At 55.1% G+C, this 13250-nt stretch carries 13 protein-coding genes; 5 read left to right on the top strand and 8 right to left on the bottom strand.

Annotation, left to right across the window (positions count from 1 at the left end):
- Positions 1-35: 35 nt before the first annotated feature.
- Complete coding sequence (gene kduI / locus H7849_RS02835) at positions 36-866, top strand: 5-dehydro-4-deoxy-D-glucuronate isomerase (protein ID WP_186743982.1); 831 nt, start codon at positions 36-38, stop codon at positions 864-866.
- A gap of 12 nt (positions 867-878) precedes the next feature.
- Positions 879-1352 carry a cupin domain-containing protein gene (locus H7849_RS02830; RefSeq protein ID WP_186743980.1) on the top strand — a complete coding sequence of 158 codons (474 nt, stop codon included), beginning with the start codon at positions 879-881 and terminating at the stop codon, positions 1350-1352.
- 26 nt (positions 1353-1378) lie between these two features.
- Here H7849_RS02830 and H7849_RS02825 read toward each other — a convergent pair whose 3' ends face one another.
- From H7849_RS02825 to H7849_RS02795, 7 genes are all read right to left on the bottom strand, one after another.
- Positions 1379-2731 carry an alpha-L-fucosidase gene (locus H7849_RS02825; RefSeq protein ID WP_186743978.1) on the bottom strand — a complete coding sequence of 451 codons (1353 nt, stop codon included), beginning with the start codon at positions 2729-2731 and terminating at the stop codon, positions 1379-1381.
- A 24-nt stretch (positions 2732-2755) separates the two neighbouring features.
- A complete protein-coding gene (locus tag H7849_RS02820; protein ID WP_186743976.1) occupies positions 2756-3613 on the bottom strand; it encodes an IclR family transcriptional regulator in 858 nt (285 codons plus the stop codon).
- Positions 3610-4731: an alginate lyase family protein gene (locus H7849_RS02815; protein ID WP_186743974.1), complete on the bottom strand. Its 1122-nt coding sequence runs from the start codon at positions 4729-4731 to the stop codon at positions 3610-3612. The genes H7849_RS02820 and H7849_RS02815 overlap by 4 nt, the downstream gene beginning before the upstream one ends.
- 7 nt (positions 4732-4738) lie before the next feature.
- A complete protein-coding gene (locus H7849_RS02810) occupies positions 4739-5089 on the bottom strand; it encodes a cupin domain-containing protein (protein WP_186743972.1) in 351 nt (116 codons plus the stop codon).
- Between the two features lie 8 nt (positions 5090-5097).
- A complete protein-coding gene (gene kduD / locus H7849_RS02805; protein ID WP_490337731.1) occupies positions 5098-5886 on the bottom strand; it encodes a 2-dehydro-3-deoxy-D-gluconate 5-dehydrogenase KduD in 789 nt (262 codons plus the stop codon).
- 130 nt (positions 5887-6016) lie between these two features.
- Entirely contained in the window at positions 6017-6661 is a 645-nt protein-coding gene (locus H7849_RS02800; RefSeq protein ID WP_186743970.1) for a bifunctional 4-hydroxy-2-oxoglutarate aldolase/2-dehydro-3-deoxy-phosphogluconate aldolase, read from the bottom strand.
- Between the two features lie 12 nt (positions 6662-6673).
- Positions 6674-7771 (bottom strand): sugar kinase, encoded by a 1098-nt coding sequence (locus tag H7849_RS02795; protein WP_186743968.1) that lies wholly within the window; start codon positions 7769-7771, stop codon positions 6674-6676.
- A gap of 257 nt (positions 7772-8028) precedes the next feature.
- On the opposite strand from H7849_RS02795, the gene H7849_RS02790 reads away from it, so the two are divergent.
- Genes H7849_RS02790 through H7849_RS02780 form a run of 3 tightly spaced genes read left to right on the top strand, consistent with a single transcriptional unit; the run spans position 8029 to position 10887 of the window.
- A complete protein-coding gene (locus tag H7849_RS02790) occupies positions 8029-10305 on the top strand; it encodes a hypothetical protein (RefSeq protein ID WP_186743966.1) in 2277 nt (758 codons plus the stop codon).
- A 7-nt stretch (positions 10306-10312) separates the two neighbouring features.
- On the top strand, positions 10313-10627 hold the full coding sequence (locus H7849_RS02785; protein ID WP_186743964.1) for a DUF1360 domain-containing protein: 315 nt from the start codon (positions 10313-10315) through the stop codon (positions 10625-10627).
- A 26-nt stretch (positions 10628-10653) separates the two neighbouring features.
- The gene (locus H7849_RS02780) at positions 10654-10887 is read left to right on the top strand and encodes a hypothetical protein (protein ID WP_186743962.1); all 234 of its coding nucleotides are present in this window, start codon (positions 10654-10656) and stop codon (positions 10885-10887) included.
- 10 nt (positions 10888-10897) lie between these two features.
- Here H7849_RS02780 and H7849_RS02775 read toward each other — a convergent pair whose 3' ends face one another.
- Complete coding sequence (locus H7849_RS02775; RefSeq protein ID WP_186743960.1) at positions 10898-13105, bottom strand: patatin-like phospholipase family protein; 2208 nt, start codon at positions 13103-13105, stop codon at positions 10898-10900.
- Positions 13106-13250: the final 145 nt, after the last annotated feature.

Raw genomic sequence — 13250 nt, 5'->3', positions numbered from 1 at the left:
CCGTCTGCGGTACTTGAAGGGAAGCGAAAAACGTTATGAAGACGTACTTACTTGCCGATCCGGTTCGATATTTGCGCATGACAACATCGGAATTACGGGATGCCTTCCTGATTGGCTCTCTTTGTCAACCTGGATCTGTCCAATTGGCCTATGTTGACCTTGATCGCGCAATCGTCGGCATGGCTACCCCCACAGTCCAGCCACTCGTGCTCCCAACTGACGGCGCATTGAAGTCCGATTACTTCACAGAGCGCCGTGAACTAGGAGTTCTCAACATAGGTGGAAGAGGCCGCACAACTGTCGGAGACGACACCTACGCGCTGGATAATCTGGACTGCCTATACATCGGCCGCGGTAGTCCAAAGATCGTATTCACTTCGGAGAGCGCACACTCGCCCGCAATTTTCTATCTTCTAAGTTACCCAGCCCACACCACCTTTCAGACAACACTCGTCCAAAAGGGACGAGCGAACCCCACTGAGCTTGGCTCCGCTGAAACAAGCAATAAACGGACGATCTACAAGTATGTTTTTCTTGACGGGGCAAAAAGCTGCCAACTTGTGATGGGTGTCACCCATCTTCATCCCGGCAGCGTCTGGAATACGATGCCCCCGCATACCCACATGCGACGCTCCGAAATCTACATGTACTTCAACCTCGCTCCAGAAGCACGCGTCTTTCACCTGATGGGACCCGGTGAAGAGACGCGACATATCGTAATGCAAAACTATGATGTTGCCGTTTCGCCCGGCTGGTCGATTCATGCCGGTGCTGGAACGTGCGCCTATAGCTTTTGCTGGGGCATGGGCGGTGAGAACCAGGATTACGCCGACATGGATCCTGTTCCGATTGTTGGATTGCAGTAGTCAGGAGAGGCGATGAAGAGACAATTCGTGGTTTTATCTGTGCTGACGCTGCTGTGCATCGCTGCACACGCACAAAGCAACTCGAAAAAGGCCGACTATTTCTCAGCACAGGATATTCAAAAGCAACTTGCCGACCTGGCTCCGAAAGCGCAGCCCTCAGGCACCAGCGGATCAACCCTGGGAGACTACACGAGCCATCAGCTGAAGCTCTCCGTGCGAACAGCCAGTGGAGGCGCTGAGAGTCACGCGCACTATGATGATGTATTTGTCGTTACGCAGGGGCAAGCGACTTTACTCACCGGCGGCGTCATCGACGATCCAAAGACTGGTGACGATGGAGAAACGAAAGGAATCAGCATTCGTAACGGAAACTCCCAAACAATTTCCGTCGGCGATGTTGTAAACATCCCCGCCGGTACCCCTCATCAATTGAAAATTGTCCAGGGGACGCTATTCAGCACCATCGTTGTAAAAGTGCGGGAGTAGCGTTACACATTTTGCATCGACTTAGATCAAACGCTGGCTCTCGGTTTGTTCTTACGCACGAAGTCTGTGTCCTGCGTGGGCTCAGAATCGCATTCAACCGCGATTGTCGTAATCGGATAATCGGGCGCCTTCTCAGGCAGACCGGTAAACTTCGTCTGGAATTCATCCTGAGTGAACCGGATTTCCGCTCCAGTCTTCAGCAGGCGAGCCGAGTTCACTTTCGCTTTCAATCCGCTGATCGCAACATAATCGCCCGGCCAAAAATGAACGTGCATATACAGCGTGTCTCCCGTTCGCGTAAAGCTGGCGTAATTGGAACGCCGTACCTGGCATAGGTCAGATTTATAGATCGTGTCGCCGTTCACTTCCATCCAGCGGCCAACTTCGGTCAATACCCTCACCGATTCTTCAGGAACAGAGCCATCGGGCTTTGGGCCGATGTTCAACAGATAGTTACCACCGTCGCGCACGCATTGAATCAGGTTACGTACAATTGTGCGGGATGACTTCCAGTTATCGTCTGCACGCTGATATCCCCAGCTATCGTTCAAGGTCATGCAGGATTCCCAGGCACGGCCGTTTGTTTCAGCAACGATATGCTGCTCCGGCGTGGAGAAATCACCTTGCAGCTTATTGCGGTTGTTCACAATGATCTCAGGCTGAAGTTGAAAGACCATCTGATTCATCTTTTCGGATTCCCAGCCTGCCGCATCGAGCGGCCATGCCACGTCATACCAGAGCACGTCGATCTTTCCGTAATTGGTCAAGATCTCGCGGATGAGGCCATGCGTATAGTCGACGAACCTGCGCCGCGCTGCCTCATCGGTCGCGCATCGTGCGCCATCTGGATGGTGCCAGTCCATCAGCGAATAGTAGAAGCCTACATGCAGGCCTTCGCCACGCGCCGCTTCCACATATTCGCGCACGATATCGCGTCCGGGGCCTTGCTTCGGCGCGCAGTAGTCAGTGAGCTTCGTATCAAAGTTGCAGAAGCCTTCATGGTGCTTGGTCGTGAGCACCATGTACTTCATACCCGCCTGCATCGCGAGCTTCGCCCATGCGCGAGGGCAATTCAGCGCCGGCTTGAACTTGGCCGCATGCTCCGTGTAGGGACCAATGGGCCATGCCTCATCTTCCATAACCCATTCATGACGGCCGATAGTGCTGTACACGCCAAAGTGTATAAACATGCCGAATTTCGCAGCATGCCACCATTGCATGCGTTGCGCACGCGTGGCCTCCTGGCTCTTGTCCGTTGCTTCTGTGAAGGCTGCTTCCTGCGCGATAACTGGACGAACGAGCGTGCTGCCAACGCCAAGGGCGGCGAGCGACGCTCCGGTGCCCTTCAGCACGTCACGCCGCGAGATCGAATGGCCCATTTTTCAGATCCTCAGTTGTAGAGATTAGCTTCCGTAATGATGAAAGAGCGGCGAACTGTATCTGGAACGCCGTTTGTCGTGAATGCCCAACGTACGGGAAATCTCGTTGCAGCAGCGAATCAATTTTTCCGCAATCCCCGGCACACTCTGCACAGTAATGCGCGAGGCTGGCCCTGAGACGCTGACTGCCGCGATCGGATACCGGTTCTCATCGAATATCGGCGCGCCGACACAACGAACGCCAACCTCGATCTCCTCGTCGTCGATGGCAAAGCCGCGTTTCTTGACACGCTCCAGCGATTTCATCAGGGCCTCGCGCGTACAGAGAGTCTTCGGAGTGAATCGGTTGAACTTGATCTTGCTGATGACGTCTTCACGCAGTTCATCCGGCAGGAACGCCAGCATCGCTTTGCCCATCGATGTGCAATAGACGGGGTTGGAAGTGCCGGATTTGGAAGTCATGCATACCCTGCGATTAGGCTCTACTTTATCCAGATAGACAACCTTCGTTCTCTGCAGAACGCTCAGGTGCACCGTTTCGCCCACTTCCGTCGCAAGGCGCCGGAAGAATGGCTGCACTCGATCGCGCAAGTCGATCTGCTCGACAGCACGGTTGCCCAGTTCGTACAGCTTCAGTCCAAGACGAAAACGTCCCTCCGGCGTCCGTTCAATCATCGACGTGCGTTCAAGCACGATAAGAGACCGGTGCGCGGTGCTCTTATGCAGGCCCATCTGAGTGCAAATCTCTGCAAGGCTGAGTGGGACATCGCTCTCGCTCAACATATCCAACAGGGCAACAACACGGTCGATACTCTGCAATTGATATGGATCGGCATGTTTACCGGCTTCGATTTCAGATGGCGGCATCAACATGGTACTCATAACGTTCCTCCAGATGCTTTCGTTTCAGCCTGCGAGAGATGAGCGGGAGGCAGACCGCCCAGATACATATAGCTCATGGACTTCGCCTCATCCAGTAACTTTGCTAACTGCAGATCGGGAAATCGCCCAAGATAGATTCTTGCCCAGCTTATCTGCTCTGCAGCTGGAGGCCCATTCGGTGTGTCTTGCGGAATACCCGTTGCCTTTACGAAGAAGCTGTTGTCTCCAAGCCCATCGATACATAGCTTCGCCAATTTCTTAATCGCGTAATCGCGATCAGCATAGGAGCGGAACCCATTCTCTTCGCCGAATTCCGCAAGGTAAACCAACGGCGCCAGAGCGTATAGGTGATAGTGCAGCGCTCGCTGGCCACGGCGCATTTCCTGTGGCAACGAACCATCCGGCTGTATCTGAGATATGCCCGCTTGATACGTTTCCATGCCCCAGTCGAAGAGCTTGCGATCGTTTGCCGCTATGCCCGCTGCCGCGACTTCGACACCCGCCCAATAAAGATGATTGTTCTGCGCATCACCAGAAGACTTCTTCCGGTGGTCTTCAAAATAAGCCTCGCTTTGTGCCACTACGTTCTCAATCCAAGCCAGGATTGTCTTTTGCTCATCCACGCTGACGAGTCCGCTTTCACGCACCTTGAGATAAGCGATAGCTACCGCTCCAATCACCCAGCCCTGAACATAGTAGGCTTGATTCGACGACATCTTCCCGGTAAAGACGCCGTCTTTCGCAGCCGCATCCATGTGCTGCAATGCGCAGTCAACAGCGTTGCGGCTTCCTGTTGTTTGATACGCATCAGCAGCATCCACAATGCGATTCCCCAGATCCTTGTACGGCCCGGAAGTCGCAGCGTAGGCTTTCCACTTTTCCGGATCGATGACGGAAGACTTGCTGTCAGAGTAAAAACCGCTTGTCGTCAAATCTGCGGAGAGATGAACGATAGCAGGGCAGGCGTAAGGCAAATCGGTGAGCTTGATCGCGTGACCGTCCCAAGGAGAGCGCAGCTTGCTTTCAGCCTGAATCGGGAGAATCAGGAGGAGCGAAAGAACGCCGAGAACTAACCCCGCTCCACTTTGCTTCACCCGGCATTTGGCTGCGAATCTCATTGCAGAACTACTCCAGACCATGCACCGGCGCATATTCTTCGCGATACGGATTGAAAACGTCGAGTACCTCAGATTCCTCAAGGGCAGCTGCCTGGTGTCCTATGTTGCCCGGAACGACGAAACTATCTCCGGCTGCCGCTTCAAAAGAAGAAGCGCCTCCGGTGAAGCGGAGACGCCCTCGAATCACGTAGACCAATTGGTCGTGGGAATGACTGTGAAGAACGCCTTGCCATCCCTTTTCCATCAGGTGCCTTACCAGCATCAGGTTTGCATTGTAAGCCAGAACCTGCCGTTTCAAACCCGGCTCAGGGTCGCTCATCTTCACCGTCGCCTGATGGCACACTTCAATCTCACTCATGCTTGTCCTCAGCGCGCCATCCATCCGCCATCGACGACCAGGACTTCTCCATTCACATAGTCGCTGGCCGACGAAGCCAGAAAAACCGCAGCTCCGGCCAGATCTTCAGGCTCGCCCCACCGTTGTGCAGGTATGCGTTCCAGAATTTGTCGGTTACGCGTTTCGTCCTTCTGCAACGCGGTTGTGTTTTCAGTGCGAAAGTAGCCGGGAGCAATTGCATTCACCTGCACTCCACGGCGAGCCCACTCATTCGCCAGGGCTTTCGTAAGCTGCGCCACGCCACCTTTGGAAGCGGCATAGGCCGGAACGCGAATGCCTCCCTGAAACGACAGGAGCGAAGCGATGTTGATGATCTTTCCGCGGCCGCGCTTCAACATCTCAGTTCCCGCAAGCTGCGTCAGACGAAAGACACTTGTCAGGTTGACCTGCAGAACGATGCTCCATGCCTCAGGTTCAAACGCTTCGGCAGAATTGCGGTGAATCATTCCAGCGTTGTTCACCAGAATGTCAGGAGCGCCCATGGCCTCCACAACAGAGCCAAACAGCTTCTCGGCACCATCCGCTGCGCTCAGATCGGCCGAAAAACTCTCCGAACGCTTTCCAGCCTTCCGAATATGTTCCGTGATTGCATCTGCGGGCCGCCGGTTACCGTGACAAGCGACAGTCGCTCCTGCCTCAGCCAAAGCAATCGCAATTGCCGCGCCTAACCCGCTCGCCGACCCCGTTACCAGAGCTGTTTTTCCGTCCAGCCTAAACCGATCCAATATTCCCATGGAAAAATCGACAGTTCGAATCACGGTACGCTGTCCCGTTACGCGCACTCAACGTTACGCATTGTTTTTTATTGGAAAAACGGTTGTCAATTCTCCGAGCCGGTTGGCGACTCATTTTGGAAGATCTTGTACCGGCATCCGGTACAAGATCTCTCTATGCGCGCGTCTGACGAATGATTTCGAGGTAAGCCCGCGCAACGTTCGTCACCAACCCAGGCCGGCCATCCGTAATCGCTTTCGCATTGACCAGATCGGCTCCCACTCCCAAAGCACGCGCACCTGCTTTAAGAAATTCCGGCGCAGTCTGTTGCGTTACTCCGCCTGTAGGGATCAATTGCAATTCTGGAAACGGAGCGAGTAGCGCCTTAAGATAGCTGGCGCCACCCACGGCAGAACACGGAAAGACTTTGACATAGTCCGCACCCGCATTCCAGGCTGTGATGACTTCCGTAGGAGTCAATGCGCCGGGAATCGAGACTTTGCCGAGTTCTTTCGTCTTGGCAATCACCTCTGGATGCAAGCTTGGACTGACAACGAACTCAGCACCAGCCTCGATCGTCGCCGCCGCCTGCGCCGCTGTGGTAACGGTTCCCGACCCGAGCAGCAATTGACTGCCATATTTCGCTTTCAGCGCTCGCAGTAAATCGATCGCTCCGGGAACTGTCATGGTAACTTCAACAACAGTGACGCCACCGGCAATCATTGCCTCTACAAGTGCGTGTCCAATTTCTTCTGATTGCGCCCGCAAAACAGGCACAAGGCATAAACGTTCTATCTCTGCTTTGATTTCTGCTGACATTTTTCTCCTGTTTTATCGCGCTATGCGAGCGGAGCCGCCCTTCATCACACGCTCCACTTCGGCAAAAGTTGCCATGCTGGTGTCGCCCGGAGTCGTCATAGCGAGAGCGCCGTGAGCCACGCCACAACGCACTGCCCAGTCCGTCGGTTTTCCGGCGAGAATTCCGTAAATCAATCCCGACGCGAAAGAGTCGCCGCCTCCTACCCGATCCAGAATATCGACCTCACGCTGCGGAACGTGAACAATCTCGTCCTGATACAGCGCGATGGCTCCCCATGCGTTGCGGCTTGCCGTGTGCGCAGTGCGCAACGTAGTGGCAATCATTTTCAGGTTTGGATAAGCTGCTGCCACATCACGCAGCATCTTCTCGTAGCTGGCGATGGGCAACTCGTCGAAGTCCTCGGTAACACCCTCGAGGGCAATCCCCAGCATCGCCGAAAAATCCTCTTCGTTGCCGAGAAGAAGATCGACCTTGCGAACTAATTCGCGATTCACTTCCTGCGCCTTGGCCTTGCCGCCGATCGCTTTCCATAGCGAGTCGCGATAGTTCAAATCATAGGAAACGATCGTACCGAACTTCCTTGCCGCATCCATCGATTCGGAGGCGACGTCAGGCGTCGTCTCTGATAGCGCCGCAAAAATCCCGCCCGTGTGAAACCATCTCGATCCATTCTGCGCACCGAAGATGGCCTCCCAATCGAAGTCCCCATGCTTCACCTGCGAAATGGCTGTATGTCCACGATCGGAACAGCCAACGGCGGCGCGCACGCCGTAACCGCGCTCAGTAAAATTCAGACCATTGCGAACCGTACGACCCACTCCGTCGTACTTAGCCCAGCGAATGAGTGACGTGTCCACACCACCCTGGAGAATGAAATCCTCAACCAGACGGCCAACTGGATTGTCTGCGAACGCTGTGGCTACCGCCGTCTTCAGCCCGAAGCACCGCCGAAGCCCGCGCGCCACGTTGTATTCCCCGCCACCTTCCCATGCGGTGAACTGTCTTGCTGTGTGTATACGTCCTTCTCCCGGATCGAGCCGCAACATCACTTCGCCCAGGCTCACACTATCCCATCGAAATCCTTCAGTCTTCAAAACAATCGGCTGCATTCAACGTCCTCAACGTAAGGAATTGTTTAATTTTAGACGGCTACATTCATTGATCGATAAATCCAGTTATACCGCGATCCGGTACAACGTTTTACCAATCGGACCTTGTGAATCACTAATAGACCTCTCTCATCCCTGTCAAACGATCGCCTCTTGAGTTCGTAACTTTGTTGTAACGGGTGCAAGCAGCCGACCACCATCGATTGTTACGTAGCGGACGTTCTCCTCCAACGACGCGTACTCAAAGGAGAATTTCCATGGCTGATCTCAACGACCCCACTCTGACCCAGAACCAGGATTTCCAGGCAGTCCTCAATACCTTTCTTGCAGCTTATCGCCCGATCCTCGAGCACGAGTTAAGAGTTTCTGAATCGGCTGCGACGCTGATCAAGGAATCGCAGGCGCACCCGCCCACCTGCGACGACGAAATCGCGATTGCGGTTACGCTTTTCGAACGATTCTTCACCAAAGATGTCGCTCTCCGCGTGCTACCCGTGGAGGGCCGCCAGATCCTCGGTAATCCTGACCAGTGGGAGTGGTGTTATCGACGCATCCTCTGCTGCTTAATATTCGGCTGGCTGGTTTGCCGTGGACCGCGCACATTTCGTGGCTTTGCTTACTATCTGTATCAATACTGGCGCTGCGTTCGTCAGGCTCTGGGCGAGCCGGTGTCTGCGCCGCCGACAGTTGAAGAACAACGCGACTTCAGCACGCTGGTAAAGATTCTTGCGACTGCCTATGCGCCAACCATCAAGGACCAGATCAAGGACCTCGAATATCCCATCGATATTCCCAAGGAAATTATCGCGGGCGCGATCGACTGCAATGTAGACAACAACGCCGCAGCTTCACTTTTTCAGCGCCTATGCTCGCCTGAGGCATCTCGCGTACTCTTCGGCAAAAGCTTTGAACAAATCGGGGTTGGTCCTCTCGCTCGCAATTGTTGCTGCTATTGCGTAGCTGCACTTGAGTTCGGCTGCTGCCTCGGGCGAGCGAAAACGCTGGTCGAAGCGCTCCGCTGCCTCGAAGAATTCTTCCTGCAATTGCGCCGCTGCTTCCAACCTCTCATCGCCATCATCGATACGCCGCCTGCCTGCTCATCGCTCACGTTCGTTGCTGCATGCAGCAATCTTTCGGGTATTGAGATTGACGGCACAGCGGCAGGCGCAGCCTTCACGTCCTACACGCTCAGCTACAGCGTTGGCGGCCCCATCATCAACGATGCCGTAGTGTATCCGGATTGCTCAAGGCCACCCGTGAATCCATCGTCTGGAACGCCGGTCAATAACGGAGTCCTGGGATACCTCGATGTCGATCTGCTGCCGCCAGCCACGACAACCGTAACCGTCTATCTGGACGTGTACGGAAGCGGTGGTCTGCATCTTCAGGTGAGTGCCGTCTTCAACCTGGCGATCAATGCCATCCAAATCACCGCAGTGGCCACCGTCGCAGCCACGGTGGGGCAGGACCCATTCAACCCCAGCCCATCGATTATCAAGATGGTGCAGAATGTCTCCAACCCGGCTTTCGAGCAGTCCGTTGGCGGCCTCATCAGCGTAACCGGAAGCGCCTATGCGTTCGGTTGTGGCAACCAGATGACGCAGTATCAGCTATCCGAATTCGGTCCTGCGCCCGGAGCAATTCCCTTGCCTGCTCCCACTCCGAGCCCAACCGCCTTGGGCGGCAATCCCTTGATTGCACCGGTCATTTATGACAACACTCCATCGCATCCATGGTCCTCGGGCTGCCCGTTGAGTCCAACCACGCCGAACACCATTCTCAATGGCGATCTCGTTGCGTCATGGTCGACAGAACTTTGCCTCTTCCCGTCTCCGCACACCGTGCCGAAAATCAGTTCAATCAACAAATGGAGCAGCGGCACGAGCGGCCGGTATGTGATCTTCCTCGAAGTGGACGAAGCCCCCATTACGCCGCCGCACACTCCGGTTGTTCCGGCTGGCGAAGACCAGATCACGGTCTGGATCGATAACTATCCGGTCACAGGCTTGATCACGCAGGTTGGAAATGTGGTTGGCTGCGGCGATCTTCATTTGAAGGACTACGTTGGAACGACCGCGCCCGTCCTCGGCCTCGCCTGGGATTATCCCATCGACATCACTGCGGCGCAGAAGCTGCCGAACGATAACTTCGGGTCGTATTCCCTCAGCTATCAGAAGAACGGCGGCTCGATGCGCTCATTCCTTGCCTCGGATTACACGCCCAACGGCGCGCCGGCAGGAACGTCACCTACGGTGCGCGTTCCGAACCTGTGGCAGGCAACGCCGCCTACAACGGCACAGGCCGCACTACTCGCTTCGTGGGATATCGTTACAGCTCTCGATGGCGGGCCGCCGCCCGATCCCAACAATCCTTGCGTGCCCACGAACCCGTGGCAACTCCCACGCGGGTGCCGTTGCGCCTATGTACTCGAACTGGTAGTCGGCGACACCACCTGGGTTGGAGACGGCGGCAATAACAACAGCTCGGGACCGATATTGTTCGCAGTCAACATCATCAACGATATCGGGACATAGCCGCCGAATGGAGACCAATACGTGGTTCCGATTTGTGATAGCAGCACTCGCCGTGTGGCGTCTGTCGCACCTTCTGGCAGCAGAGGATGGCCCCTGGGACTTGATCGTACGTCTGCGCCGCAATCTCGGAACCACTATCTGGGGTAAGCTGATGGACTGTTTCTATTGCCTCAGCATCTGGATCAGCATTCCGTTTGCACTCTTTGTTGTGAGCGGAATGCTGGACAGAATCGTCGTATGGCTTGCGCTCTCAGGAGCAGCATCCCTTGCGAACAAGTTCATCAAAGAGCCTGTGATCTTTGAGCCTCCTGCGGATGTTTAAGATCGCAAAATATGAGGGGAAGACAAATGGCATGCTGTGGTCAGCAACGCGCCGCACTCACCCAAAATAAGCCAGCCATCGCCCAGACTCACACGGCGGGCTCATCCGTCAACGTGCGGTTCAAGCAGCCGTCACCTGTATTGGTACGTGGACCAATAACCGGACGACACTACCAATTCAACGGCTCGGTAAACACCCTGAGCGTCGACGCAAGAGACGCGGCGGCTCTTATCAAGACCGGCTACTTTCAGCTAGTCTAATCACGACAAATCAGAAATACGTGCGCCCGATCTCAAAGAAGACCTTCTTGTGCCCCTCATTCCCAAATGCGGTCCCGACAACAATCGGTCCGAGCAGAGTATTGATGATCAGTCCCACCGACCCATCCCCAGCAAGATTGAGCGTCTCCTTCAAATAGTAGGCCTTTCCGAGGTCGCCTCCAACAAAAAGAAGCACCTTGCCCCCCACCAGAGGCGTGAGTTGCCCCAACTGCCGCATGTACCCTCCCTGGAAGAGGAAATACTGGTTCGTGAGCAGTTCATTCGTGTTGAACGCAGGCAATTTGAACGATCCGCCCAGCGAAAACGGAGGCAAACCGCCGGGGTTCTTCCACAGCGTGCTTCCACCTGATGCTGCGAGATACATTGACGACTTCGGTGTGAACGGACGAAATCCGATCATTGACAGTTCAGCCAGAGGAAACGTTGTGCCCGCCGCGGGCTTTGCATCCCACCATTCCATCCTCGTTTGCAGCCGATAACCAGACATTGGCGTGATTGGATTATCGAGGTAATCAAGACTGAAACGCGCATGCGTATCGCCCAATCGACCGGTGACCCGAGGGTAGAGCGTGGGATTGCCAATATTCGGGTAGAGTCTCTGATCGGCGGCCTCATAGCCGACTCGGAATTCAGTCAGGCGCGGCGAAAGGTATCCGAAGTCCCCTCTGCCGCCCGTGACTCTGTTTCGATACTCTGCGATTAAGCCTTGCGAAGAGTAAATATTCAAGGGCGCATTGTCGACAAATATCTGAGGAGCCACAAACCATCGGCGTGAGCGCGTGAGCGGACGAAAATACTCGGAGCTGAACTCATATTCTGATCCTAAGAGAAGGTCGCTCCGCAATTCCGCGCCGAATTTACCCAGATCGAGCATCGTCAAGCGCGCGCCCACGCTCAGCGTCACATTCTGATAATCCCATCCATTCACCACAATCAGAGGTCGGATAATGTTCCGCCCAAATGTATCCGCCGACCCGTTAATCGTAAGGCCAGGTACTCCTGACAGATTGGTTGCCAATCCATAGTTCAAATTGGATACGCGCTGGTCGCCCACAATGGTTGTGAGCTGTTTGGAAAGTGAGTCAGGGTCAATCGGTTTTCCTAGATCCGGTGTCAGCTGCTGCTTGATCTGCTCCGCGTCATTCGGCGGAACGCCGGTGACTTCAACAAATTTAGGAATCGGCAGTGACCGTGTCCGGCTCGCGCGCTGGGCCAGATACTGCTGCCAGGTCGCATCGTCCACGGCCAGCTTTTCCAGAATGGTAGCCTTGCTCTGGGCGGCATCATATCCTTGCTGAATCAGGTCTTTGGACTTGCTGTACTCGAGCGCTGTGAATTTCTGCAATGGAACGCTGACCAGGACGTCCGCCTGCTCCATGCTTCTCAGTTCGTTGGCAGCGATCATCACGCTGATGCCGCGCCCCAGCACTCCTACGGAAGTAAAGCGCTCATCAGCTTTAATGGGAGCAGTCTGGAGATAGATCGCCAGCGTGACATCGGCGCCCATCTGCTTGGCCACATCTACCGGCAGATTATCAACCAGCCCTCCATCGGCGTAGATCGCGTCCGGGGTTCTCACCGGCGAAAAAATACCCGGTAGCGACATCGTAGACCGCATGGCGAGGCCAAGCGAGCCCGACCGAAAGACGTGGGCCCTACCGGAAACCAAGTCCGTAGCTACGCAGGCAAAGGGAATGGGGAGATCGTCAAAATTGTGAACATCGGAATAAGGCAGAGCAATCTTGTCGAGCAGGAGTTGTATCTGCTGCCCCGCCTTGTATCCCCCCTGAGTGACCAGCCCTTTCTTCCAGCCAAGCACAATCGGGATCGGATATCTCTCTGCGTCTTGCTTCCTTCGGACCGACAGATCGCGATACGGCACGCCATCGCTCAGCATCTGATCCCAGTCAATGCCGGCCACCAGGTCGCGCACTTGGTCGGGAGATTTGCCAGTCGCATAAACGCCGCCAACCAGCCCACCCATACTCGTGCCGGCAACCACATCGACAGGAATGTGATGTTCTTCCAGCCAGCGCAATACGCCGATATGCGCCAGCCCAAGCGCGCCGCCGCCATTCAGCACCAGCCCTATCCTCGGCCGTGTGGCTGGCGATCCGCCGTCCGCGCCCCGTATCGGGCTTGCGAGCAATGTGCTTATCAATACAGCGCTGACGAGCGACTTCAAGAGTCTGACCATGGCAGCCCCACCTCATCATGAAGTTACATACTCCCCCACGAGACGACACCTGCAAAAATGCTCAGTGTATCCCCAAAGACACACCCTACGTGACTTACCGGTTGTTTCAAATGGTGAATAGATTACAATGCAACAGATTCACCGA

This window comes from Alloacidobacterium dinghuense, from assembly GCF_014274465.1.
In the GTDB taxonomy this organism is placed as follows: domain Bacteria; phylum Acidobacteriota; class Terriglobia; order Terriglobales; family Acidobacteriaceae; genus Alloacidobacterium; species Alloacidobacterium dinghuense.
Note: the sequence above shows the minus strand (reverse complement) of the source record. Positions and strands in the feature narration are given on the sequence as shown.